This window comes from Streptomyces sp. NPDC104581 (assembly GCF_055583685.1).
Genome location: NZ_JBVJNN010000068.1, coordinates 1 through 21,051 on the forward strand (window position 1 = coordinate 1; position 21,051 = coordinate 21,051).

A 21,051-nucleotide genomic window follows, 5' to 3' on the forward strand; every position below is an offset into this window, starting at 1 on the left:
CGCGGACGAGATCGCCAACGGCCTGACCGAGAAGGTCGGCGAGATCCTCAGCGGCGAGTAATCCACACCACCACCGAGCAGGGCAGGCCGCTTCCATCCCCGGCCAGGATGGAACCGGACCTGCCCCGCTCGCGTTCCCCGACCCGTTGCCCGTTGCCGGGTGCCGGGTGCCGGGTGCCGGGCGCCGGGAAGATTCTTCGTGGATCGTGTCGAGAAGTCCGGTGTGGCTCCGACGTCTCCCGTGGAAGGGCTCGCGTAAGGGATCGGGACCACAGGGCCCGGGGCGCGGAGCCGCGGAGGGACGGCCATGCAGGGACTGACTGTCGATGTGTTCATCTCGGTGGACGGGTGGGCCGGCGGAGAGACGTCACCCGGGTATTTCGGGTACTTCGGCCCCGATCTGGAGAAGTGGATCACCGCCGAGTCGGCCCTGCCGCAGCTGGTCGTTCTCGGGCGGCGTACCTACGAGGCGCTCGCGGGGCTGCCCGAGGAGGCGCGGGACGCGGGCTGGCGGCGGATGAGTGAGCTGGACACCGTCGTGTTCTCGAAGACGCTGGAGACGGCCTCGTGGCCGAACACGCGGATCTGCCGTGACGACCTCGTCGGGGAGATCGGGCGCCTCAAGGACGAGAGCGACGTTCCGCTCCGCACCATGGGCAGCCTCTCCGTGGTGCGGCAACTCCTCGACGCGGGCCTTGTCGACCGGCTGCGCCTGATGACGTTCCCCCTGCTCGTGGGGCCTTCCGGCCGCGAGCCGTTCTTCGCGGACGTGCTGTCGGCCGATCTGGAGCTGGTCGAGCACCGAGCCCTGGACGGCCGCGTGCTGCTGGTCGAGTACCGGCCGACCGGACGCGACATCCCACGGGCCTGAGCGACGGACTCCTCGACGCCGCTCAGCCGTTTGTCGTGCGGGCCCGCCGCGGTGATGATCGCCGGATGAGTGATGTGGCGGCCGTGCAGGCCCTGGTTGTCGTCGACGTGCAGCGTGCCTTCTTCGGCGGGGAGGGAGCCGTGCCCGGCGCCGCGCTGGTGCGGGAGGCCGTTGAACGGATGCTCGGACGGGCGCGGGAGCGTGGTGTGCTCGTCGTGCATCTGCAGAACGACGGGGACGCCGGCGCCGACGACGAGGCCGGGACCGTCGGGTGGGAGCTGGCCCTGTCCGTCGTGGAGGGGGATCGCGAGGCCGTCGTGCGGAAGGGGCACGACGACGGGTTCGCGGGGACGTCCCTCGGCGGGCTGCTCGTGGGCGCCGGGGTGAAGGGGATCGCCCTGTGCGGGGTGATGTCCGAGATGTGCGTGTCGGCCACCGCGCGGACCGCGCTGGCGCGTGGCTACCGGGTCGTGCTGCCGCACGACGCCCACTCGACCTACGACATCCCGGCCGCCGACGGCATCAGCGGCGCCGTCCCGGCCGCGACCGTGTCGCGGGTCGCCGAGTGGGCGCTCGGGGACCAGGCCGAGATCGTCCCACGCGCCGACGACGTGCGCTTCGAGCCGGGCGGGCGGTGAGCGTCCCGACGGCCGGGCCGGCAGAGTCGGCCGCCTGTCGGCAGGGACCGCCGTGACGTCCCGGCCTTCGCCGGGGGCCGGGCGGGCCGCGTCGTAGCAGACGTCGTCCGTACCCCGGAGACCTCACGGACGTGGCCGCGCGGGCTCCGGATCGAGGACTGGAAGCGGTGTAGGGGAAGGTGGGGGCGGCGGGGAGCGGCGGCCCGCACTTCTGGCAGATCGGGGAGCGCGTATGGGGTGGCGGTGCGGTGGGCTGCGGTGGAGCCCCGCCGGGGCCGAGTCGGTGTGGCTGGACGGCGGCCGGGAGCGGCGCAGCGTGCTCGGGTACGGACGTGACGTCGGGTTCCGGGTCGTCGGCGAGCGGCGCTGCGCCGGGGTGCGGGGGCAGGTGTGTCCCCTGGGCGCCGTCGTGGGCGGACGGAGTACCGGCGGGCAGTGCCCGGACTGCGCGCGGCTCGACCGGTCGCGGTCGGTGGCCGCCGACACCGTCGCCGACGACCCGCGGCCGTACATGGTCTATCTGGCGTGGTTCGGGCCCGGCATGGTCAAGGTCGGGATCACCGCGGAGGCGCGCGGGTCCGCGCGGCTGCTCGAACAGGGCGCCGTGGTGTTCACCCGGCTCGGTCGCGGCCCGTTGATGGCGGCGCGGCGCACGGAGGAGTTGCTGCGTACGGCGCTGGGTGTGCCGGACCGCGTCCCGTACGCCGCGAAGCGTGCCGTGCGCGCCACGTTGCCGACCGGGCCCGGTGAACGGGCCGCGGAAGTCCGCGAGTTGTACGAGCGGGCTGTCGCGCTCGCCGGGTGGCCCGAGTCGCTGGAACGCGCGGAGTGCGAACCGGTCGACCACCTGGGTGTGTTCGGGCTGGCCGGGACCCCGCCCGTGACGGGGGTGATCGGCGAGCTGGTCGACGGAGGGCGCGTCGCCGGGCGGCTCGTGGCCGCCGCCGGACCCGATCTGCACCTGGAGTGCGACGGCGGCGCGGTGCTCGTGCTCGACACCCGGTTGGCGAGGGGATGGGAACTCGCGGCGCCTGGGGACGCCGGGGGCGTGAGCGTACCCGTACGCGAAGTGGCCGGCCCGGACCCCGCCGTACAGGACGAGCTGTTCTGACATGCTGCGCGATCCCTGCTCCCGATCCCGGGTCCCTACTTGTGATGCGTGGTCCCGCGGGTACCGCTGGACAGCACGCCGTGCGGATCGGAGGCTGGAGGGATGGATGATCGAGCAGCCGTGGAGATCCAGGCCGTGAGGGAGTTCCGGGACCGGCTCTCGCTGCCCGGACTCATCGACGTACACACGCACTTCATGCCCGACCGCGTCCTGCGGAAGGTGTGGGCGTACTTCGACAGCGCCGGATCTGTCACCGGCGTGGAGTGGCCCATCACCTACCGGCACGAGGAGGACCAACGCGTCGCGCTCCTGCGGGCGTTCGGCGTCCGCGCGTACACCTCGATGCTCTACCCGCACAAGCCCGGCATGGCCGACTGGCTCAACGGCTGGGCCGCCGGGTTCGCCGCGCGTACGCCCGACTGCCTCCAGACCGCGACGCTCTTCCCGGAGGAGGGCGTGGACACGTATGTGCGCGAGGCCGTCGAGGCGGGCGCGCGGATCTTCAAGTCGCATCTACAGGTCGGGGGTTACGACCCCAACGACGAACGCCTCGACCGCAGCTGGGGGTTGCTCGCCGAGGCCAGCGTGCCGGTGGTGATGCACTGCGGATCGGGCCCGCAGCCCGGCAAGTTCACCGGCCCCGAGCCCGTCGGCCGGCTGCTCGCGCGCCATCCGCGACTGCGCCTGGTGGTCGCGCACATGGGGATGCCGGAGTACACGGACTTCCTGGACCTGGCGGACCGGTACGCCGGGGTCCTGCTCGACACGACGATGGTGTTCACCGACTTCAGCGAGGGCTTCGCGCCGTTCCCCGCCGGGGCCGGTGTCAGGGCCCGGCTCGCGGATCTGGAGGACCGGATCCTGCTCGGTTCGGACTTCCCCAACATCCCCTATCCGTACCTCCACCAGCTTGAGGTCCTCGAAGGGCTCGGACTCGGCGACGACTGGACGCGCGCGGTCTGCTACGGGAACGGGGTCCGCCTCTTCGGGCTGGCGCAGACCGGAGCGGACGGACGTTCCCCAGGCGTCGAGGAGTCACGCTGACAGCCTGAAAGGCTGCTCACTTCCGTGGGCGGTGGAGAGATCCGTGGGCGGACAGATCCATGGGCAGAGATCCGTGGGCGGAGAGAGGAGCGCGGCGCGGTGAAGTGGACGTGGAACACCACTCGGTCGACCTGGCCGCCCGCCCGGAGGTTCCGGGAGCACGGGCGGCGGGTTCCGAGAGGAACGAGATGTCCCGTACGGACAAGACCAAGCCGCCGTGGGTGCGCCACGCGGAGCACCACCCCCTGCCCGTCCACGACCACCGTCACGGCGCCTGCGACCTGCCGCCGCGCCCCACTCGGGAGGACACGGACACCCGCTGCCGGTGGGTACCGACCCTCATGGCGCTGATCACCCGGCCCTGCTGCGCCGGATGCAAGGTCCGCTCCCACATCAGGGAACGGCAGGAGTGGGCCAGGGCCGCCAACCGCAAGGAGCGCTACGCGGGGCGGCGCGAGGCGCGCCGTTTCGCCACGGGGTCCGCCACCGGCGATTGAGCGCGGCCGAGAGCGGCCGAGCGAAGGCCGGCGCCTCACGCCCCGGGGCCTCCGGGCCCTGTCCCGGCCCGCCCCGTCCCGCCGCCCCGGTCCGTTCTCAGGGAATTCACAGGAAGCGGCAAGGACGTTCTCACGGGACCTCCGCAGTGTGGACACCATGACCGTCACCTCGCCCAGGGGGCGCACCGAGATGATCAAGCCGGACGGAAGCCCCGTCCGGGTCCTTGTCGTGGACGACGATGTCCCGCTCGTCGAGCTGATGTCCATGACGCTGCGCTACGAGGGGTGGGAAGTCCGCAGCGTCGGCGACGGGGCGGGCGCCATGCGTTCGGCGCGGGACTTCCGCCCCGACGCGGTGGTGCTCGACGTGATGCTGCCCGACATGGACGGCGTCGCCCTCCTCGGGCGGCTCCGCGAGGAGCTGCCGCGGGTGCCCGTCCTCGTCCTCACCGGGAAGGACGCGGGGGAGGACCGGATCGCCGGGCTCACCGCGGGCGGTGACGAGTACGTCACCAAACCCTTCAGCCTGGAGGAGGTCGTCGCACGCCTGCGCGGGCTGATACGACGCTCGGGCACCGCCGCCGTACGGGGTGAATCGACCCTGGTCGTCGGTGACTTGATCCTCGACGAGGACAGCCGCGACGTCAGCCGGGCGGGACAGTCCATCCATCTCACGGCGACCGAGTTCGAGTTGCTCCGCTTCCTGATGCGCAACCCCCGGCGGGTGCTGAGCAAGGCCCAGATCCTGGACCGCGTGTGGTCGTACGACTTCGGCGGCCAGGCGAACGTGGTGGAGCTCTACATCTCCTACCTGCGACGGAAGATCCACGCGGGCCGGCCACCGATGATCCACACCCGGCGCGGGGCGGGGTATCTGATCAAGCCGGGAGAGCCCGGGGAGTAGTGGTCCGGACCGGCCTGTCGGCGTTGCCCGCGACATAGCATCGGTTCCGCATGAACGGGGCGAGGAACCGAGGAGGCTCAACATGGAGTCGGCAGCCGACAAGGCCAACCAGCCCCGGCGGACGAGCGTCTGGCTGGAGGGCAAGCACGCCGCCCGCGGCCGTAGGAGCGAGCGTTCCGACCACCCGTCAGGTCTCGACCGGGACCGGATCATCTCCGTCTCGGTACGGCTGCTCGACGCGGAGGGAACGGCGAAGTTCTCCATGCGGCGGCTGGCGGCCGAGCTGGGTGTGACGGCGATGTCCCTGTACTGGTACGTGGACACCAAGGACGACCTGCTCGAACTCGCCCTGGACGCCGTCTTCATGGAGATCGGCGTCGCGGACGAGCAGGCGGACCGACAGACGAACGTCGCGAGCGATGCGGACGGCGCGGACGACACGGGCCGCACCGACGGCACGCGCGACGACGCGGACCCCGACCCCGAGTCCGCCCCCGCCCCCGCCTCCGGTTCAGACTGGCGCGACGACCTGCGCGCCCTCGCCGGCAGCTACCGCGCCCTCCTGGTCCGCCACCCCTGGGTCTCCGCGCTCGTCGGCAAGTTCCTCAACATCGGCCCGCACTCGATGGAGTTCTCCGCCGCCGTGCTGCGGGTCATGCGCCGTACGGGACTTCCCGCGCACGGCCAGACGGGCGCGCTGGCCTCCGTCTTCCAGTTCGTGTACGGCTTCGGCACCATCGAGGGCCACTTCGTCCAGCGGTGCGCCGACGCGGGGATGACGCAGGACCAGTACTTCCGGGACTCGATGGGACGGATGAGCGAACAGCAGGAGTACCGGGGCCGGTTCGAGCAGACCGAGGCGATGCTGGAGGCCCGCGGCGGCGACACCGTCGAGGAGATGCGCGAACGGGACTTCACGTTCGCGCTCGAACTCCTCATCGCGGGCATCGAGGCGATGCGGGCGCGCGGCTAGACCACGTCCGCCCGGCCCGCCCCGGCCCGCCGCGCCTCGCGCGGCTGCTCCGGCGGACCTACTCCGGCGGAGCCAGCCTCGCCGGGAACCCGCCCGTCGCGACCGGGCTCCAGCGCTCCGGCGTGAGGCGGATGATCGACTTGCCCTGACGCACCATCGCCTCGCGGTACTCGTCCCAGTCCGGGTGCTCACCCGAGATGTTGCGGAAGTACTCGACCAGCGGCTCCACCGACTCCGGCACGTCCAGCACCTCCGCCGTACCGTCGATCTGCACCCACGGCCCGTCCCACGTGTCCGACAGCACGATCACGCTCGCCCGCGGGTCACGCTTCGCGTTCCGCGTCTTCGCGCGCTCCGGGTAGGTGGAGACGACGATCCGGCCCGAGTCGTCCACGCCGCACGTCAGCGGGGAGCCCTGCGGGCGGCCGTCCGAACGGGTGGTCAGCAGGATCGCGTGGTGCCTGGGCCGGACGAACTCCAGCAACTCGTCGAGTGTCACGGTGGTGTTGGTCGCGATGTTGGGTGCCATGTCCCGCACCCTACGACGCGGCCGGGTCCGCGGGGCCGACCTCCCGCACCGCCTGGATGTCGAGTTCCACCCGCAGCGTCGTGCCGATCATGGTCATCCCCGCCTGCACCACCTGGTTGTAGTTCATGGCGAAGTCGCTCCGCAGCAGCTCCGTCGTCGCGCGGAAGGCCGCCCGCTCACCGCCCCACGGGTCGGGCCCGATCCCGAGGTACGCCATGTCCAGCGGCACCTTCCGTACGACTCCGTGCAGCGAGAGTTCGCCCCGTACCGTCCAGCGGTCCGGACCGGACTGGCTGACCCCCGTGCTGTGGTACGTGATCTCCGGGAACCGCTCCGCGTCCAGGAAGTCCGGCGACCTCAGGTGCTTGTCCCGCACCCCGTTGCCGGTGTCGATGCTGGCCGCGTCGATGACCGCGTCGACGCGGGAGTGCTCCGGCACCGCCGCGATCGTGATCCGGCCGCCGAATTCCATGAACCGGCCGCGCACGCTGGAGATCCCGAGGTGCTGGGCGATCGTGGCCACGGACGAGTGCGCGGGGTCCAGGTTCCACACACCGGGCGGCGGCAGTTCGACATCGCCCTGCCGGGTCAGGACGACCGTCCCCGCGTCGGCGACACCGCTGGCGGTGACGAACACGGTGGCGGCGGAGGGCGCGTAGCCGACGGCCGTGACGATCACGGTGTGCGGCCCCGGTGCCAGTACCGCGTCGGAGGCCACCAGCCCGTCGGCGTCGGCGTCGGCGCGTACCACCTGCGCGCCGGTCCGGTCGGTCAGGGTCACGGCGGCGCTCTGGACGGCCCAGCCGTCCGGTGTCCGTACCTGTGCGCGAAGTCCCATCCCGTTTATCTCCTCGGTCGCAGTTCTCTTGAAGCTCGGCCGGCCAAGAATCGGGCCCCGGCGCGTCGGCGGCACGCCGTCCCCAGGCTGCCACCCCCGCCGCCGGGGCCCCTACCGCCGGACGCGGGCACGCCTCCGCTGGGGAGCGTGCCCCGTCCGGGGGCTTCGACGGGCGTCAGTCGCCCGGGTGCGTGAGTTCGACGTCGTGGCCGTCGACCCCGTGGCCGGCGACGGTCAGGGCGCCGGCCACCGGCGGGTAACCGGTCGCGATGAGCGTGTACTCCCCCGCGTCCAGATCCGCGAAGCCGTACACCCCGTCGTCCCCGGTGGTCGCGGTGGCGACCACGTTCCCGGCCGCGTCGATCAGCGTGACACGCGCGTCCGGCAGCGGGCGCCGGTCGGCTCCCGCCCGGACCGTGCCCTGGACGAGCGCGCCCGCCCGCAGGACGGCCTCGACGCGGGTGACGCCCTGGGCGCCGATCTCCACCGGCATGGCCAGCGGCCGGAACCCGCTCGCGTTCACGGCGACGGTCACCGAGCCCGGCAGCAGCTCCGCGAAGGCGAACTCGCCCCGCTCCGTGGACTTCCCGGTCGCCAGCACATCGCCGCGTACGTCGGTCACGATGACCATCGCGCCCTCGACGGGCGTGCCGCCCTCCTCGCTCCGTACGGAGCCGGTGAGGCCGCTCGTACCGACGAGCAGGAGGTCGTACGCCAGCGGCTCCGCGCCGACGGCCACCGTGGCGGCCTGCGGCTGGAAGCCGTCGGCCGAGGCGATGAGCACGTACGAACCGGGCTCCGGCACGTCCACCTCGTAGCCGCCGTCCTCGCCGGCGACCGCGCGGCCCAACTGGCGCCCGGCCGGGGAGATGAGGGTGATCGCGGCCCGCGGTACGGCTCCGCCCTCGGTGCCGCGTACGACGCCGTGGACGGGGGTGCCCGCACCGCCGCGCGCTGCCGTCCCCGCCGCTGTTCCCGCCGTGCCCTGGTCGGTGCCCGTGCCCGCCGTCGTGCCCGCGGACTCGACGGCGACCGGCTCCTCGGCACCGCCACCCGTCGGGACGGTGACCTGCTCGACCGGCGTGAACGGCGCGCTCTCCGGGCTCTCGTCCGTGTCACCGGCGGCGCGTGTCTTGAGCGCGACCTCCTTGATGAACAGGGTGATGAGGAAGGCGAGCAGCGCGGCGGGCGCCGAGTAGAGGAAGACGTCGGCGACGCCGTGGCCGTACGCCGCCTCCACGACGGTCCGCATGGGTCCGGGGAGGGTGTCCAGGTCCGGGATGCCGCCGCCTCCCGTACCGGCGTGACCGGCCGCCGCGGCGTTCGGGCCGAGATCGGCCAGACCGTCCTTGACGTAGGCCGTGACCCGGTGGCCCAGCACCGCGCCGAGCGCGGAGACGCCGATGGCGCCGCCGAGCGAGCGGAAGAAGGTGACGACGGAGCTGGCGGCGCCGAGGTCCTGCGGGGAGACCTGGTTCTGGGTGCACAGGACCAGGTTCTGCATCATCATGCCGATGCCGAGGCCCATGATCGCCATGAAGGCCGCGATGTGCCAGTACTCGGTGTCGTACCGGATGGTGCCCAGCAGCCCGAGGCCGGCCGTCACCAGCACACCGCCGCTGACCAGCCATGCCTTCCAGCGCCCGGTCTTGGTGATGATCAGGCCCGAGACCGTCGATGAGAGGAAGAGTCCACCGATCATCGGGATGGTCATCACACCGGACATCGTCGGTGACTTGTCCCGCGCGAGCTGGAAGTACTGGCTGAAGAAGACCGTGCCGGCGAACATCGCGATACCGACGAAGAGCGAGGCCAGCGAGGCCAGGGTGATCGTGCGGTTCCGGAAGAGGCGCAGCGGGATGATCGGCTCGCCGGCCCGTGACTCGGTGACGAGGAAGAGCGCGGTGAGCACGACCGTGCCGGCGAGCATCGCGTACGTCTGCCAGGAGATCCAGTCGTACTTGTCCCCGGCGAAGGTGACCCAGAGCAGCAGCAGTGAGACGGCCGCGCTGATCAGGAACGCGCCGGTCCAGTCGATCTTGACCTTGCGCTTGACCACCGGGAGCTTGAGGGTCTTCTGAAGCACGATCAGCGCGATGACGGCGAAGGGGACGCCGACGTAGAAGCACCAGCGCCAGCCGAGCCACGACGTGTCGGTGATGACACCGCCGATGAGCGGGCCGCCGACGGTGGCGACGGCGAACGTCGCGCCGAGGTAGCCGCTGTAGCGCCCGCGCTCACGCGGGGCGATCATCGCGGCCATGATGATCTGGGCGAGCGCGGTGAGACCGCCGACGCCGATGCCCTGGATGACGCGGAAGACGATCAGCGTCCCCGCGCTCTGGGACAGGCCGGCCGCCGCCGAGGCGACCACGTAGAGGGTCAGGGCTATCTGCACCAGCAGCTTCTTGCTGAACAGGTCCGCGAGTTTGCCCCACAGCGGAGTGGTCGCCGTCATGGCCAGGAGCGACGCGGTCACGACCCAGGTGTACGCGCTCTGTCCGCCGCCGAGGTCGGAGATGATCTCGGGCAGGGCGTTGGTGACGACCGTCGAGGAGAGGATCGCCACGAACATGCCGAGCAGCAGTCCGGAGAGCGCCTCCATGATCTGACGGTGTGTCATCGGTGTGCCGGGTCCGGCGGCGGGGGAGCCGCCGCCGTGCTTGGCGTGGCCGCCCCGTACACCCGTTGGTGTGTTGGTCGTAGCCATTGAATTCCTTCGTCTCAGCTCGGTCGCCGCGCGGGCGTCTCGCGCGGTGCGGCCTCAGGTGCGCGTGCGGGGGTGGGTGCGGGTGTTGCGGGTGTTGCGGGTGTTGCGGGTGAGGGTACGGGTGTGGCGGCGGGCCCGGAGCCGTAACGGCCGGGTCGGCAGTCGCCGAAGCTCTCGCGCAGGCGCGCCAGCATGGTGATGAGCTGTCCGACCTCGTCGTCGGTCCAGTCCGACAGCGTGCGGGCGAAGATCTCGGTCGTCCGTCGCGCCAGTTCGTCGAGCAGTTCCCCGCCCGCCGGTGTGAGCCGCAGGATGCGGGACCGCCGGTCGGCGAGGTCGGGCGCGCGCTCGATCCAGCCGCGCTCGGCCGCGTGTGCCACATGTCTGCTGGTCACGGACATGTCCACGGCCAGCAGCTCGGCGAGGCGGCTCATGCGCATCTCGCCGTGCCGCTCCAGCAGCGTCAGCACGGCGGCCGAGCCGCCCGGGCAGTCGGGTGGCAGGACGCGGGAGAGTCCTCTTTTCACGGCTCCCACGGCACTGAGCTGGCGGGCCAGTTCCGCGTACTGACTCTTGGCGGCCATGACCCCTCCGAGAAGATCTCTCGTGCCCGTCACACCTATGTTGTTGCTTGGGGCAACCATAGAAGCGGTTGGTTGCTGAAGGCAAACTAAAAAGGTGCATCAGCGGTAAAGGAACCCAAAAGGCTTCGCATGCGCGAGGTCAATGCCGCACGGGAGGGTGTGAGGGGGCCGGCAGATACCGGAAGAGGCTCGGAACGCGCTCGGGAAAGGCCGCCGCGACGGCCCCGGCACGCCTTCGGTCGGCCCCGGGGGTTGGGCGGGGTCACGGTGTTCGCTAGGGTCCTGGCACATGGCACACAACCCCCATGCCCCGCAGGGCCCCGAGGGAAATCCCGACCCCGCGGGCAGCACCCAGATGTTCCGCGCCTTCGTCGACGAGGGTGAGCCACAGCGTCGGCAGGCCCCGCCGCAGAGCGGATCGAAGACCGGACTGATCGTCGGTGTCGTGGCCGTGATCGCGATCCTGGCCGCGGTCGGCTGGCTCGCGCTCGGCTGACCACTGACGGACGGCATCCGGTACGGACGGAACCAGACGGACGGAACCCCGGCCGACAGGAACACCGGACCCCGGACCGGTCTCCTCCGGCCGTGGGTCCCACTCATCACGGTGGCGCTCCGCTCCTGCGGGGCGCCACCGCCGCGACGGCTCCTGCCGCGGGGGCCGCGCTCGGCGACGAGACGGTACTCCCCGGCTGAGGCCGTGCTCACGGTGACGCCCGCGATCAGTCCGCGATCAGCCCTTCCCGCAGCTGCGCGAGCGTGCGGGTCAGCAGGCGCGAGACATGCATCTGCGAGATGCCGACCTCCTCGCCGATCTGGGACTGCGTCATGTTCGCGAAGAAGCGCAGCATGATGATCTGCCGCTCGCGGGGCGGGAGTTTGGCCAGCAGCGGCTTCAGCGACTCCCGGTACTCCACGCCCTCCAGGGCCGAGTCCTCGTACCCCAGACGGTCCGCGAGCGAGCCCTCGCCGCCGTCGTCCTCGGGGGACGGGGAGTCCAGCGAGGAGGCCGTGTACGCGTTCCCGACCGCGAGGCCGTCGACCACGTCCTCCTCGGACACGCCCAGTACCAGGGCGAGTTCGGGCACGGTCGGCGAGCGGTCCAGCTTCTGCGCCAGCTCGTCGCTGGCCTTCGTGAGCGCCAGCCGCAGCTCCTGGAGCCGGCGCGGCACGCGCACGGACCACGACGTGTCGCGGAAGAAGCGCTTGATCTCGCCGACGACGGTCGGCATCGCGAACGTGGGGAATTCCACGCCCCGTTCGCAGTCGAAGCGGTCGATCGCCTTGATGAGGCCGATCGTGCCGACCTGGACGATGTCCTCCATCGGCTCGTTGCGGCTGCGGAACCGGGCCGCCGCGTAACGCACCAGAGGCAGGTTCAGCTCGATGAGGGTGTCACGCACGTAGGTGCGCTCCGGGCTGTCCTGGGAGAGCACGGCGAGCCGCAGGAAGAGGGAGCGGGACAGAGTGCGGGTGTCGATGGCTTCCGGCTGTGACACGCGCGGTTCGGCCGCACTGTCGAGAGCGTCCGGCGCATCCGGCGCATCCGGTGCCTGCTCGCTCTTGTTGAGCGTGAGCACCTTCGAGCTGCCCTGTTCTACGGACATGCCACCCCCTTGAGGTCGCTGACGGTCGCGGTGGCCGCTCCCGTCGAAGGAACGCAGCCTCCACCTGAATACCGGAGGTGGGGCTGCGGCAAACGCGGTTCCAGCAGAATGTCACATGTCGTCAACACGCTGTAGCGCCAAGTCGACATATCTGCACCGGAATATGGGGGTATGCGAATTTGCTACTTCCGAGGGCGCTGCGGGGTTACTACCCGCAAGAGCTACGCCTCGATCCTGTTTGCGGATCGCAAACGCGCGAAGCTTCGAGCCAGAAGCCTGGACACATGCATCTGGGAGACGCCGAGTTCCTGGCTGATCTGTGACTGCGTCAGGTTGTTGTAGTAGCGCAGCATCAGGATGCGCTGTTCGCGCTCCGGCAGTTGAACGAGCAGGTGCCGGACCAGGTCGCGGTGCTCGACGCCCGCCAGTGCCGGGTCCTCGTAGCCGAGCCGGTCGAGCAGGCCGGGCAGCCCGTCGCCCTCCTGGGCGGCCTCCAGCGACGTCGCGTGGTAGGAGCGGCCCGCCTCGATGCAGGCGAGCACCTCCTCCTCGGAGATCTTCAGCCGCTCGGCGATCTCGGCGGTGGTGGGCGAGCGGCCGTGGGCCGTCGTCAGATCCTCGGTGGCGCCGGTGACCTGGACCCACAGCTCGTGCAGCCGGCGCGGTACGTGGACGGTGCGCACGTTGTCGCGGAAGTAGCGCTTGATCTCGCCGACCACGGTGGGCATCGCGAAGGTCGGGAACTGGACACCGCGGTCCGGGTCGAACCGGTCGATCGCGTTGATCAGACCGATCGTGCCGACCTGGACGACGTCCTCCATCGGCTCGTTGCGGCTGCGGAAGCGGGCGGCGGCGTACCGCACGAGCGGCAGATTCGCCTCGATGAGCGCGCTGCGGACCCGGGTGTGCTCCGGGGTGCCGCGTTCCAGGTCCTTGATCTGCGAGAAGAGGAGCTGCGTCAGCGCCCTGGTGTCGGCGCCCCGGGACTGCGGTGTCGACGGCCTCGGCTCGGTCTCGCTCGGGGTCTCGACGAGGCTGGGCGGTTCGGTGGGGCCGGGGGGCTCGCCCTGCGGGGCCTCGGCCCGGTTCTCGGACCCGCTGTCGGCCTGCCGATCGGTCCGGGGGCCGGGTGGGGGCTCGGCTCTGGGTTCGCTCTGGGGCGGCATTTGAGGCGTTGTACTGGCCGGCACGGTCACGCCACCCCTTTGCGGTCAACTACGGTCAACTCATCCGTCAAAAGCGGTCATAGCATCACAAGACATGCCCACTGTGTGCAAGCACCAGAAAACTCCGTGTTGGCGAGGGGGCCCGCTGCGCACCCTCGAAAAAGCCCCACGCCGGTGCTGCGTGGGGCCGGGAGCGCGGCGGGAGGGCCGCAGGGGAGTGTCTGCGGAGCCGGCGGCTCAAGAAAGGGTCGGAGGCGATCAGAACTCGTAGTCGGCGATCACCCAGGTGGCGAATTCCCGCCACTGCCCGACGCCTGCCTGATGGTCGGGGTGCTCCAGATAGCGGGTCAGCGCGCCGGCGTCGGCGACCGCCGAGTTGATGGCGAAGTCATGGGCGATCGGCCGGTCGCTGATGTTCCAGCCGCATTCCCAGAACTCCAGCTCAGGGATCTTGCCGCCCAGCTCCGCGAAGGCGCGCGCACCGGCGACCACCCGTGGCTCGTCGCGGGAGACGCCCTCGTTGAGCTTGAAGAGGACCAGGTGGCGGATCAAGGCGGTCTCCCGGGGGCGCGGAGGGCTGGGGGTGTGAGCGGCGCCGGGCCGCCCGGCGGTGGGTGCGCGGTCGGCGTGGTTGGCGTGCGGCCGGCGTGGGCCCGGCGCGGCCGGCCGTGACCGCGGTGGCCGTCGACCGCCCTGGCTACTGTACGAGCTCGGTCATGAACTCGCCGACACCCTCGGCCGCGCTGGCTATCCCCTCGAACCCCACCTGGACAAGATCGGCGGAGCGTTCGGGTGAAGTGATGATCGTATACAGCACGAAGACAATGATCAGATAGAGCACGAGCTTCTTCGTTTGCACCATCGGCGCTGCCTCCCCTGCCGTCCCCAGTGCGATCGCGTGAGTCTAACCGTACGAATGGGCCGCTTCGGAGAACGATTTCGATCACCTGCATGACCTCTTCCGGCCACACCGCATCGACACCCGGTCACCACAACTCGATCGAGGCGCTCTACGGGACATGACCCCGGCTCACATCGTCAGGATCTGAACGGATACTCCGCAAGACACATCGCGAAACAGAACAAATGCCTCGCCAAGTCGGTCAGTTGTTGATCGGGCGGGAGTCGTGGGCGGCCGGTGCGTGCACAACTCTTGACGTGTACGAAACACGGGAGAACCATCTGCCGTAACGAGAGAGCGCTCTCCGGGTTCTGTCCCGATCTCTCCGTGTGTGCGTCCCGAACTCCCCCTCGTCGTCCGAGACTTCAGGAGACCTGCCCATGCACGCTCCGCTCTCCGCTGTACCGGTGTTCAGGAGACCCTCGTCGGTGCGCCGCCGCGGCATCGCCGCGTCCGTCGCCGCGACCCTGGTCGCCTCCCTGTTGATGCTCATCCCCGGCACCACCGCCGCGAGCGCCGCACCGGCGCTGCTCTCCCAGGGCAAGCCGGTGACCGTCTCCAGTACGGAGAACGGCGGCACCCCCGCCGCTGCCGCCGTCGACGGCGACAACGGCACCCGCTGGTCGAGCGCCGCCGCCGACCCGCAGTGGATCCGGGTCGACCTCGGCTCCACGTTCGCGGTCAACCAGGTCGTGCTGCGCTGGGAGACCGCGTACGCCAAGGCGTACAGGATCGAGCTCTCCACCAACGGCACCACCTGGACCAGCGCGTACTCCACCACCACCGGCACCGGTGGCAACCAGACGCTGAACATCTCCGGCGACGCCCGCTACGTACGGCTCACCGGCACCACCCGTGCCACCCAGTACGGCTACTCACTCTGGGAGTTCCAGGTCTACGGCGAGAGCGGCGGCCCCGGCGGTCCGATCCAGGGCGGCGGCGACCTCGGTCCCAACGTCAAGGTCTTCGACCCCTCGACGCCCAACATCCAGGGCACGCTCGACCAGATCTTCCGGCAGCAGGAGTCGGCGCAGTTCGGCACCGGCCGCTACCAACTGCTGTTCAAGCCGGGCACGTACAACAACCTCAACGCCCAACTCGGCTTCTACACCTCGATCTCCGGTCTCGGCCTGAAGCCCGACGACACGAACATCAACGGTGACGTGACCGTCGACGCCGGCTGGTTCAACGGCAACGCCACGCAGAACTTCTGGCGCTCCGCCGAGAACCTGGCGCTCAACCCCGTCAGCGGCAGCAACCGCTGGGCGGTCGCGCAGGCGGCGCCGTTCCGCCGTATGCACATCAAGGGCGGGCTCAACCTCGCGCCGAACGGATACGGCTGGGCCAGCGGCGGCTACATCGCCGACAGCAAGGTCGACGGCACCATCACGCCCTACTCCCAGCAGCAGTGGTACACCCGTGACAGCGCCATCGGCGGCTGGGGCAACGGTGTCTGGAACATGGCCTTCTCCGGGGTCGAGGGCGCGCCCGCGCAGTCCTTCCCGAACCCGCCGTACACGACGCTGAACAACACCCCGACCTCCCGCGAGAAGCCGTTCCTCTACCTGGACGGCAACACGTACAAGGTCTTCGTCCCGGCCAAGCGCACCAACGCCCGCGGCGTCTCCTGGAACGGCACCCCGCAGGGCGAGTCCCTGCCCCTCGACCAGTTCTACGTGGTCAAGCCGGGCGCCTCGGCGGCCACCATCAACGCGGCGCTCGCCCAGGGCCTGCACCTGCTGTTCACCCCGGGCATCTACCACGTCGACCAGTCGATCAACGTCAACCGGGCGAACACCGTGGTCCTAGGCCTCGGCTACGCCACGATCATCCCGGACAACGGGGTGACCGCGATGAAGGTCGCCGACGTCGACGGCGTCAAGCTGGCCGGCTTCCTGATCGACGCCGGACCGGTGAACTCCCCGACCCTGCTGGAGGTCGGCCCGCAGAACGCGTCGGCCGACCACTCCGCCAACCCGACGACCGTCCAGGACGTCTTCATCCGCATCGGCGGCGCGGGCCCCGGCAAGGCCACCACCAGCATGGTCGTCAACAGTGACGACACGATCATCGACCACACCTGGATCTGGCGGGCCGACCACGGCGACGGGGTCGGCTGGGAGACCAACCGCGCCGACTACGGCCTCCAGGTGAACGGCGACGACGTGCTGGCGACCGGACTGTTCGTCGAACACTTCAACAAGTACGACGTCCGGTGGAGCGGTGAGCGGGGCCGGACGATCTTCTTCCAGAACGAGAAGGCGTACGACGCGCCGAACCAGGCCGCCATCCAGAACGGCAGCATCCAGGGCTACGCCGGCTACAAGGTGGACGACTCGGTCGTCACCCATGAGGGCTGGGCGATGGGCAGCTACTGCAACTACACGTCCGACCCGAACATCCGCCAGGAGCACGGCTTCCAGGCACCGGTGAAACCGGGGGTGAGGTTCCACAACATCCTGGTCGTCTCCCTCGGCGGCATGGGCCAGTACAACCACGTGATCAACAGCACCGGATCACCCACGTCGGGCACGTCGACGATCCCGTCGAACGTGATCAACTTCCCGTAGCCCGACAGCACCACCCGTAACAGCCCGGGGCAACGCGAAGGGGCGGACCTCATGAGGTCCGCCCCTTCGTCGTAAAAGCGGTAGCGGTGGGATTTGAACCCACGGTGACGGGTTACGCCACACTCGCTTTCGAGGCGAGCTCCTTCGGCCGCTCGGACACGCTACCGAGAGAGAGCTTAGCCCAAGGTGGCCCCTGCTCAGAAATCGATAACGCGACGGTCCCGGAAGAAGTCCGTCAGCAGCCGTGAGCACTCCTCGGCGAGCACTCCGTGGACGACCTCGGGGCGGTGGTTGAGACGGCGGTCGCGTACGACGTCCCAGAGCGAGCCCGCGGCGCCCGCCTTCTCGTCCAGCGCCCCGTACACCACCCGCGCCACCCGCGACTGCACGAGCGCGCCCGCGCACATCGTGCACGGCTCCAGGGTCACCACGAGGGTGCAGCCGGTCAGCCGCCAGGTGCCGAGCCGGGCCGCCGCGCGGCGGACGGCCAGGACCTCCGCGTGCGCGGTGGGGTCGCCCGTCATCTCGCGTTCGTTGTGGCCGGCGGAGAGCACCGAACCGTCCGGGGACAGCACGACGGCACCGACCGGCACATCGCCGGACGGCGCCGCGCGTGCGGCCTCTTCGAGGGCGAGGCGCATCGGCGCCCGCCACGGCTCACGCACGGGGTCGGCCACCGGTTCGCTCGCCGGTTCGCCCACCGGGTCGTGCTCGGTCACTAGCGTGCGGTCTCCAGCACCTCGGAGGCGCCGAGCGCGTCCGCGATCTCGGACATGGCGTCGGTCTCCAGCGCCAGCAACTCCGCCTCCGAAAGGCCCAGGTCCGCGAGGATCGAGCGGTCGCCCGCCGGTCCCGCGGGAACGGTGCCCGTTCCGGACGCGGCGGCGGTGCCGGTGCCGCCGTCCGTGTCGTCCATGTCCTCCTGTTCCTCGGTCTCGCCGTCCTCGGTACCGTCGAGGTCCAGCGTGTCCAGGGCGTCGTCGAGGTCGTCGTCGTCCCCGCCGAGCAGTTCGTCCGTGAGGATCTCCCCGTACGAGGAGCGTGCGGCCATGGCCGCGTCGGAGACGTAGATGCGAGGATCCTCCTCGCCCTCCACGCGGAGCACGCCGAACCAGGCGTCCTCCTGTTCGATGAAGACGAGCACCGTGTCCTCGTCCACCGATGCTTCGCGGGCCAGGTCGGTCAGATCCGACAAGGTCTCCACGTCGTCGAGCTCTGTGTCGCTCGCTTCCCATCCGTCTTCGGTGCGCGCGAGCAGTGCGGCGAAGTACACCGTGACTCTCCCACTGGTCAGAGGTGACGATTCGGCGGTGCGCTGCGCTCTGCCCCGCCCACTACTCGGAATCGTGGCAGAAAGCGGGCGATTGCGAGAGGTCTTCCGCCGTTGCGTCGTGCAGGCATTTTTTTGGACCGGTCCGGACGCATGCCTGGACCGGGGGGTGCGAGGTCCGTGGAGCGGGGGTCCACGGGTGCCCAAGTGGCCCTTCCACGGCGGCCGGAGGGCCCGTCGGGCGACCTGCGCGCGGCTACCAGCGGAAGGTCCGCATCCGCATCTGCTGGCGCATCCGGGCGGCGCGGGCCTGGCGAGGTTTCACCCGCTCGCGCAGCGCCTTGGCCTCGTTCAACTCCCGCAGGAACTGAGCGCGCCGGCGCCGGCGGGCCGCGCCGCCGTCGTCGGAGCCGGGATCGGGGGCGGGGGCGGGCGGGGGATCGGGCGCGGAGTCCGCGGCGGGAGCAGGCGTGGGACCGGAGCCCGCGGCGGGCGCGGTGTCCGCGTACGGGCGCGAGCGCGGGCCCTTCGGTCCGGCTCCGACCGCCCCCTCCCCGCCGCCGCCCCGATCCCGCGGTTCACGCCGCTGCCGGTCCCGCATCGCCGCCTCACCACCCCACGACTCGGTTGGCCCTGTCCCCTGTGTACGTTCCATCCACCTTCCCTGCGAGCGGGGAATTGATGCCAGCGGGGGGCGCCGACCGGGCCACGGTTACTGTGGAGCCATGCGGATTCACGTCGTCGACCACCCGCTGGTCGCGCACAAACTCACCACGCTGCGCGACAAGCGCACCGACTCCCCTACCTTCCGGCGCCTCGCCGACGAGCTGGTCACCCTGCTCGCGTACGAGGCCACCAGGGACGTGCGCACCGAGCAGGTCGACATCGAGACTCCGGTGACGCCGACCACGGGTGTGAAGCTCTCCCACCCGCGGCCGCTCGTGGTGCCGATCCTCCGGGCCGGTCTCGGCATGCTGGACGGCATGGTGCGGCTGCTGCCGACGGCCGAGGTCGGTTTCCTCGGGATGATCCGTAACGAGGAGACGCTTCAGGCGTCGACGTACGCGACCCGGATGCCCGAGGACCTCTCGGGCCGCCAGGTGTACGTGCTGGACCCGATGCTGGCCACCGGCGGCACGCTGGTCGCGGCGATCCGTGAGCTCATCGAGCGCGGCGCGGACGACGTGACGGCCGTGGTGCTGCTCGCGGCGCCCGAGGGCGTCGAGGTGATGGAGCGCGAGCTGGCGGGCACGCCGGTGACGGTCGTCACGGCGGCGGTCGACGAGCGGCTGAACGACCGCGGATACATCGTGCCGGGGCTGGGCGACGCGGGTGACCGTATGTACGGGACGGTCGACTAGGGCGAGTCCGCGAAGTCCCGCCCGGGTCCTGCGCCCCGTATCCCGGGGGCAGGGCCTGCGGGCGCGTACGAGACCCCTTGGGCCTCTCGTTCGGATCAGGCCTCAGCCCTTGTGGTCGCAGGTGGCGCCGGGTGAGGGACGGGTCAGGGTGGCCAGGGCCCGCTCGGCTTCCTTCTGCACGCTCAGGCTCTTGAAGGCCGTACCGAGCAGCAGGTCGACGTCCTTCGTCTTCCGCTCGTCGTGCTGGGGCTTCGCGCCCTTCAGCTGGGCGCCGAGCACCGTGAAGGCGGTGTCGGCCGCGGCCGGTGCGCCCAGCAGTATGCCGGTGCCGGGGATCTTCTTGTCGAAGGCCGCAGGCGCGTTGCCCACCTTGCCGATCACGAAGCCGCGCTTCTTCAGCTCGTCCGCGGTGGTCTTGGCGAGCCCGGCGCGCGGGGTCGCGTTGTAGATGTTGACCGTGATCTGGGCCGGCTTCGGCAGTGTTCTGACGGGCGCCGCCGACGGGGACGGTCCGCAGTCGGGCTGACGGCCCGAGGCGGTCGCCGTCTTCTTCCCGGAGCCGCCGTCCGCCGTGAACACGTCGATGAGCTGTACGGTTCCCCAGCCGGCGAGGCCGAGGGCGACGACTGTGGCGACGGCCGCGAGCACGATCCTGCGGCGGTTCCGGGGGCGACGCATGCGGGGGTACTTGGCACCCGTAATGCGATATTTGCCGCCCATGCCAGGGGGGGTCAGCATGCTCATGGCCGCAGCGTAGTGCGCGCAGGTAGTGATTCCTACTAAATGATCAACAGGTCGGGCTTCTGGGCGTCGGAAAGACCCCGAAAGGCTCAGTCAGGGATCGGTTGAGCGCCCGTCAGTACACCGGTCCGGCCGGTTCAGCCGAGGTCCAGTTCGAGGACGCGTGCGTGCAGCACCTGTCGCTGCTGGAGTGCCGCGCGGACCGCGCGGTGGAGGCCGTCCTCCAGATAGAGGTCGCCCTGCCATTTGACGACGTGCGCGAAGAGGTCTCCGTAGAAGGTCGAGTCCTCGGCGAGCAGCGTCTCCAGATCCAGTTGCCCCTTGGTGGTGACGAGCTGGTCGAGGCGGACCGGGCGCGGCGCGACATCCGCCCACTGCCGGGTGCTTTCCCGGCCATGGTCGGGGTACGGTCGCCCATTTCCGATGCGCTTGAAGATCACACGGAAAGCCTACCGGGAGAGCGCCTCCGGGCGCAGCCATGGCGCGGTGGTGCAAAGGGATTCATACGGGTCAAAGCAGGAGTGACGGACAGCGGAACCGACCCGTCCGGTGACGTCGCCGCCCGTACCGCCTTCTGAGGAGGGCGAGCGTGAACGGCGGGGGGGGGGGGGGGGGGGGGGGGGGGGGGGTCGCGGCGGGGGGGGGGGGGGGGGGGGGGGCGGGAGGGGGGGGGGGGGGGGGTGGGGGGGGGGGGGGGGCGCGGCCGGAGGTGGCGCTGGGCGTCTAGTCTTCCGGT

General features: G+C 70.7%; 23 protein-coding genes and 1 tRNA gene. 10 read left to right on the top strand and 14 right to left on the bottom strand.

The window, feature by feature from the left end; genetic code table 11:
- Positions 1 to 307 precede the first annotated feature (307 nt).
- From ACZ61E_RS31400 to ACZ61E_RS31430, 7 genes are all read left to right on the top strand, one after another.
- Entirely contained in the window at positions 308 to 871 is a 564-nt protein-coding gene (locus ACZ61E_RS31400; RefSeq protein WP_469703692.1) for a dihydrofolate reductase family protein, read from the top strand.
- Between the two features lie 65 nt (positions 872 to 936).
- Positions 937 to 1,509 carry an isochorismatase family protein gene (locus ACZ61E_RS31405; protein WP_469703694.1) on the top strand — a complete coding sequence of 191 codons (573 nt, stop codon included), beginning with the start codon at positions 937 to 939 and terminating at the stop codon, positions 1,507 to 1,509.
- A gap of 232 nt (positions 1,510 to 1,741) precedes the next feature.
- A complete protein-coding gene (locus tag ACZ61E_RS31410; protein WP_469703696.1) occupies positions 1,742 to 2,620 on the top strand; it encodes a DUF2797 domain-containing protein in 879 nt (292 codons plus the stop codon).
- A 102-nt stretch (positions 2,621 to 2,722) separates the two neighbouring features.
- Entirely contained in the window at positions 2,723 to 3,664 is a 942-nt protein-coding gene (locus ACZ61E_RS31415; protein WP_469703697.1) for an amidohydrolase family protein, read from the top strand.
- 59 nt (positions 3,665 to 3,723) lie between these two features.
- A complete protein-coding gene (locus ACZ61E_RS31420; RefSeq protein WP_469703698.1) occupies positions 3,724 to 4,161 on the top strand; it encodes a hypothetical protein in 438 nt (145 codons plus the stop codon).
- Between the two features lie 157 nt (positions 4,162 to 4,318).
- On the top strand, positions 4,319 to 5,065 hold the full coding sequence (locus ACZ61E_RS31425) for a response regulator transcription factor (protein WP_469703699.1): 747 nt from the start codon (positions 4,319 to 4,321) through the stop codon (positions 5,063 to 5,065).
- Between the two features lie 82 nt (positions 5,066 to 5,147).
- Positions 5,148 to 6,038, top strand: coding sequence for a TetR/AcrR family transcriptional regulator (locus ACZ61E_RS31430; RefSeq protein WP_469703701.1), 891 nt, complete (start codon positions 5,148 to 5,150; stop codon positions 6,036 to 6,038).
- Between the two features lie 58 nt (positions 6,039 to 6,096).
- Here ACZ61E_RS31430 and ACZ61E_RS31435 read toward each other — a convergent pair whose 3' ends face one another.
- The 4 genes from ACZ61E_RS31435 to ACZ61E_RS31450 form a co-directional block, all read right to left on the bottom strand.
- Positions 6,097 to 6,567, bottom strand: a complete 471-nt coding sequence (locus ACZ61E_RS31435; RefSeq protein WP_469703703.1) for a PPOX class F420-dependent oxidoreductase — start codon at positions 6,565 to 6,567, stop codon at positions 6,097 to 6,099.
- Positions 6,568 to 6,577: 10 nt separating this feature from the next.
- Positions 6,578 to 7,405: a YceI family protein gene (locus ACZ61E_RS31440; RefSeq protein ID WP_469703705.1), complete on the bottom strand. Its 828-nt coding sequence runs from the start codon at positions 7,403 to 7,405 to the stop codon at positions 6,578 to 6,580.
- Between the two features lie 175 nt (positions 7,406 to 7,580).
- Positions 7,581 to 10,028, bottom strand: a complete 2,448-nt coding sequence (locus tag ACZ61E_RS31445) for an MFS transporter (RefSeq protein WP_469703720.1) — start codon at positions 10,026 to 10,028, stop codon at positions 7,581 to 7,583.
- A 101-nt stretch (positions 10,029 to 10,129) separates the two neighbouring features.
- Positions 10,130 to 10,699: a MarR family winged helix-turn-helix transcriptional regulator gene (locus tag ACZ61E_RS31450; RefSeq protein ID WP_469703706.1), complete on the bottom strand. Its 570-nt coding sequence runs from the start codon at positions 10,697 to 10,699 to the stop codon at positions 10,130 to 10,132.
- A 289-nt stretch (positions 10,700 to 10,988) separates the two neighbouring features.
- Between ACZ61E_RS31450 and ACZ61E_RS31455 the strand changes: the two genes are divergently transcribed.
- Positions 10,989 to 11,195: a hypothetical protein gene (locus ACZ61E_RS31455; RefSeq protein ID WP_469703708.1), complete on the top strand. Its 207-nt coding sequence runs from the start codon at positions 10,989 to 10,991 to the stop codon at positions 11,193 to 11,195.
- Positions 11,196 to 11,421: 226 nt separating this feature from the next.
- Here ACZ61E_RS31455 and ACZ61E_RS31460 read toward each other — a convergent pair whose 3' ends face one another.
- The 4 genes from ACZ61E_RS31460 to ACZ61E_RS31475 all read right to left on the bottom strand — a co-directional run bounded on the left by ACZ61E_RS31460 (position 11,422) and on the right by ACZ61E_RS31475 (position 14,334).
- Entirely contained in the window at positions 11,422 to 12,306 is an 885-nt protein-coding gene (locus ACZ61E_RS31460) for an RNA polymerase sigma factor SigF (RefSeq protein WP_469703710.1), read from the bottom strand.
- 221 nt (positions 12,307 to 12,527) lie between these two features.
- Positions 12,528 to 13,472, bottom strand: coding sequence for an RNA polymerase sigma factor SigF (locus ACZ61E_RS31465; RefSeq protein ID WP_469703711.1), 945 nt, complete (start codon positions 13,470 to 13,472; stop codon positions 12,528 to 12,530).
- Positions 13,473 to 13,730: 258 nt separating this feature from the next.
- Positions 13,731 to 14,024, bottom strand: a complete 294-nt coding sequence (locus ACZ61E_RS31470; protein WP_469703712.1) for a Dabb family protein — start codon at positions 14,022 to 14,024, stop codon at positions 13,731 to 13,733.
- Between the two features lie 145 nt (positions 14,025 to 14,169).
- The gene (locus tag ACZ61E_RS31475; protein ID WP_469703713.1) at positions 14,170 to 14,334 is read right to left on the bottom strand and encodes a hypothetical protein; all 165 of its coding nucleotides are present in this window, start codon (positions 14,332 to 14,334) and stop codon (positions 14,170 to 14,172) included.
- A 419-nt stretch (positions 14,335 to 14,753) separates the two neighbouring features.
- Between ACZ61E_RS31475 and ACZ61E_RS31480 the strand changes: the two genes are divergently transcribed.
- Positions 14,754 to 16,943 (top strand): discoidin domain-containing protein, encoded by a 2,190-nt coding sequence (locus ACZ61E_RS31480; RefSeq protein ID WP_469703714.1) that lies wholly within the window; start codon positions 14,754 to 14,756, stop codon positions 16,941 to 16,943.
- A 78-nt stretch (positions 16,944 to 17,021) separates the two neighbouring features.
- Here the strand turns inward: ACZ61E_RS31480 and ACZ61E_RS31485 are convergent.
- The 4 genes from ACZ61E_RS31485 to ACZ61E_RS31500 all read right to left on the bottom strand — a co-directional run bounded on the left by ACZ61E_RS31485 (position 17,022) and on the right by ACZ61E_RS31500 (position 18,814).
- Positions 17,022 to 17,109: transfer RNA gene (locus tag ACZ61E_RS31485), tRNA-Ser, on the bottom strand.
- Positions 17,110 to 17,140: 31 nt separating this feature from the next.
- The gene (tadA, locus tag ACZ61E_RS31490; protein WP_469703721.1) at positions 17,141 to 17,584 is read right to left on the bottom strand and encodes a tRNA adenosine(34) deaminase TadA; all 444 of its coding nucleotides are present in this window, start codon (positions 17,582 to 17,584) and stop codon (positions 17,141 to 17,143) included.
- Positions 17,585 to 17,661: 77 nt separating this feature from the next.
- Positions 17,662 to 18,216 carry a tRNA adenosine deaminase-associated protein gene (locus ACZ61E_RS31495; RefSeq protein ID WP_469703715.1) on the bottom strand — a complete coding sequence of 185 codons (555 nt, stop codon included), beginning with the start codon at positions 18,214 to 18,216 and terminating at the stop codon, positions 17,662 to 17,664.
- Between the two features lie 253 nt (positions 18,217 to 18,469).
- Entirely contained in the window at positions 18,470 to 18,814 is a 345-nt protein-coding gene (locus tag ACZ61E_RS31500; RefSeq protein WP_469703722.1) for a hypothetical protein, read from the bottom strand.
- Between the two features lie 124 nt (positions 18,815 to 18,938).
- Between ACZ61E_RS31500 and upp the strand changes: the two genes are divergently transcribed.
- A complete protein-coding gene (upp, locus tag ACZ61E_RS31505; RefSeq protein ID WP_469703716.1) occupies positions 18,939 to 19,574 on the top strand; it encodes a uracil phosphoribosyltransferase in 636 nt (211 codons plus the stop codon).
- A 102-nt stretch (positions 19,575 to 19,676) separates the two neighbouring features.
- Here the strand turns inward: upp and ACZ61E_RS31510 are convergent, their stop codons facing one another.
- Positions 19,677 to 20,318 (bottom strand): LytR C-terminal domain-containing protein, encoded by a 642-nt coding sequence (locus ACZ61E_RS31510; RefSeq protein WP_469703718.1) that lies wholly within the window; start codon positions 20,316 to 20,318, stop codon positions 19,677 to 19,679.
- Positions 20,319 to 20,452: 134 nt separating this feature from the next.
- Positions 20,453 to 20,755 carry a type II toxin-antitoxin system VapB family antitoxin gene (locus ACZ61E_RS31515; RefSeq protein WP_023540426.1) on the bottom strand — a complete coding sequence of 101 codons (303 nt, stop codon included), beginning with the start codon at positions 20,753 to 20,755 and terminating at the stop codon, positions 20,453 to 20,455.
- Positions 20,756 to 21,051: the final 296 nt, after the last annotated feature.

Coding starts and splice junctions, on each gene's coding strand:
- ACZ61E_RS31400 (WP_469703692.1), top strand. CDS start 308: ATGCAGGGACTGACTGTCGATGTGTTCATCTCGGTGGACGGGTGGGCC.
- ACZ61E_RS31405 (WP_469703694.1), top strand. CDS start 937: ATGAGTGATGTGGCGGCCGTGCAGGCCCTGGTTGTCGTCGACGTGCAG.
- ACZ61E_RS31410 (WP_469703696.1), top strand. CDS start 1,742: ATGGGGTGGCGGTGCGGTGGGCTGCGGTGGAGCCCCGCCGGGGCCGAG.
- ACZ61E_RS31415 (WP_469703697.1), top strand. CDS start 2,723: ATGGATGATCGAGCAGCCGTGGAGATCCAGGCCGTGAGGGAGTTCCGG.
- ACZ61E_RS31420 (WP_469703698.1), top strand. CDS start 3,724: ATGGGCAGAGATCCGTGGGCGGAGAGAGGAGCGCGGCGCGGTGAAGTG.
- ACZ61E_RS31425 (WP_469703699.1), top strand. CDS start 4,319: ATGACCGTCACCTCGCCCAGGGGGCGCACCGAGATGATCAAGCCGGAC.
- ACZ61E_RS31430 (WP_469703701.1), top strand. CDS start 5,148: ATGGAGTCGGCAGCCGACAAGGCCAACCAGCCCCGGCGGACGAGCGTC.
- ACZ61E_RS31435 (WP_469703703.1), bottom strand. CDS start 6,567: ATGGCACCCAACATCGCGACCAACACCACCGTGACACTCGACGAGTTG.
- ACZ61E_RS31440 (WP_469703705.1), bottom strand. CDS start 7,405: ATGGGACTTCGCGCACAGGTACGGACACCGGACGGCTGGGCCGTCCAG.
- ACZ61E_RS31445 (WP_469703720.1), bottom strand. CDS start 10,028: ATGACACACCGTCAGATCATGGAGGCGCTCTCCGGACTGCTGCTCGGC.
- ACZ61E_RS31450 (WP_469703706.1), bottom strand. CDS start 10,699: ATGGCCGCCAAGAGTCAGTACGCGGAACTGGCCCGCCAGCTCAGTGCC.
- ACZ61E_RS31455 (WP_469703708.1), top strand. CDS start 10,989: ATGGCACACAACCCCCATGCCCCGCAGGGCCCCGAGGGAAATCCCGAC.
- ACZ61E_RS31460 (WP_469703710.1), bottom strand. CDS start 12,306: ATGTCCGTAGAACAGGGCAGCTCGAAGGTGCTCACGCTCAACAAGAGC.
- ACZ61E_RS31465 (WP_469703711.1), bottom strand. CDS start 13,472: ATGCCGCCCCAGAGCGAACCCAGAGCCGAGCCCCCACCCGGCCCCCGG.
- ACZ61E_RS31475 (WP_469703713.1), bottom strand. CDS start 14,334: ATGGTGCAAACGAAGAAGCTCGTGCTCTATCTGATCATTGTCTTCGTG.
- ACZ61E_RS31480 (WP_469703714.1), top strand. CDS start 14,754: ATGCACGCTCCGCTCTCCGCTGTACCGGTGTTCAGGAGACCCTCGTCG.
- tadA (WP_469703721.1), bottom strand. CDS start 17,584: ATGCGCCTCGCCCTCGAAGAGGCCGCACGCGCGGCGCCGTCCGGCGAT.
- ACZ61E_RS31500 (WP_469703722.1), bottom strand. CDS start 18,814: ATGCGGGACCGGCAGCGGCGTGAACCGCGGGATCGGGGCGGCGGCGGG.
- upp (WP_469703716.1), top strand. CDS start 18,939: ATGCGGATTCACGTCGTCGACCACCCGCTGGTCGCGCACAAACTCACC.
- ACZ61E_RS31510 (WP_469703718.1), bottom strand. CDS start 20,318: ATGAGCATGCTGACCCCCCCTGGCATGGGCGGCAAATATCGCATTACG.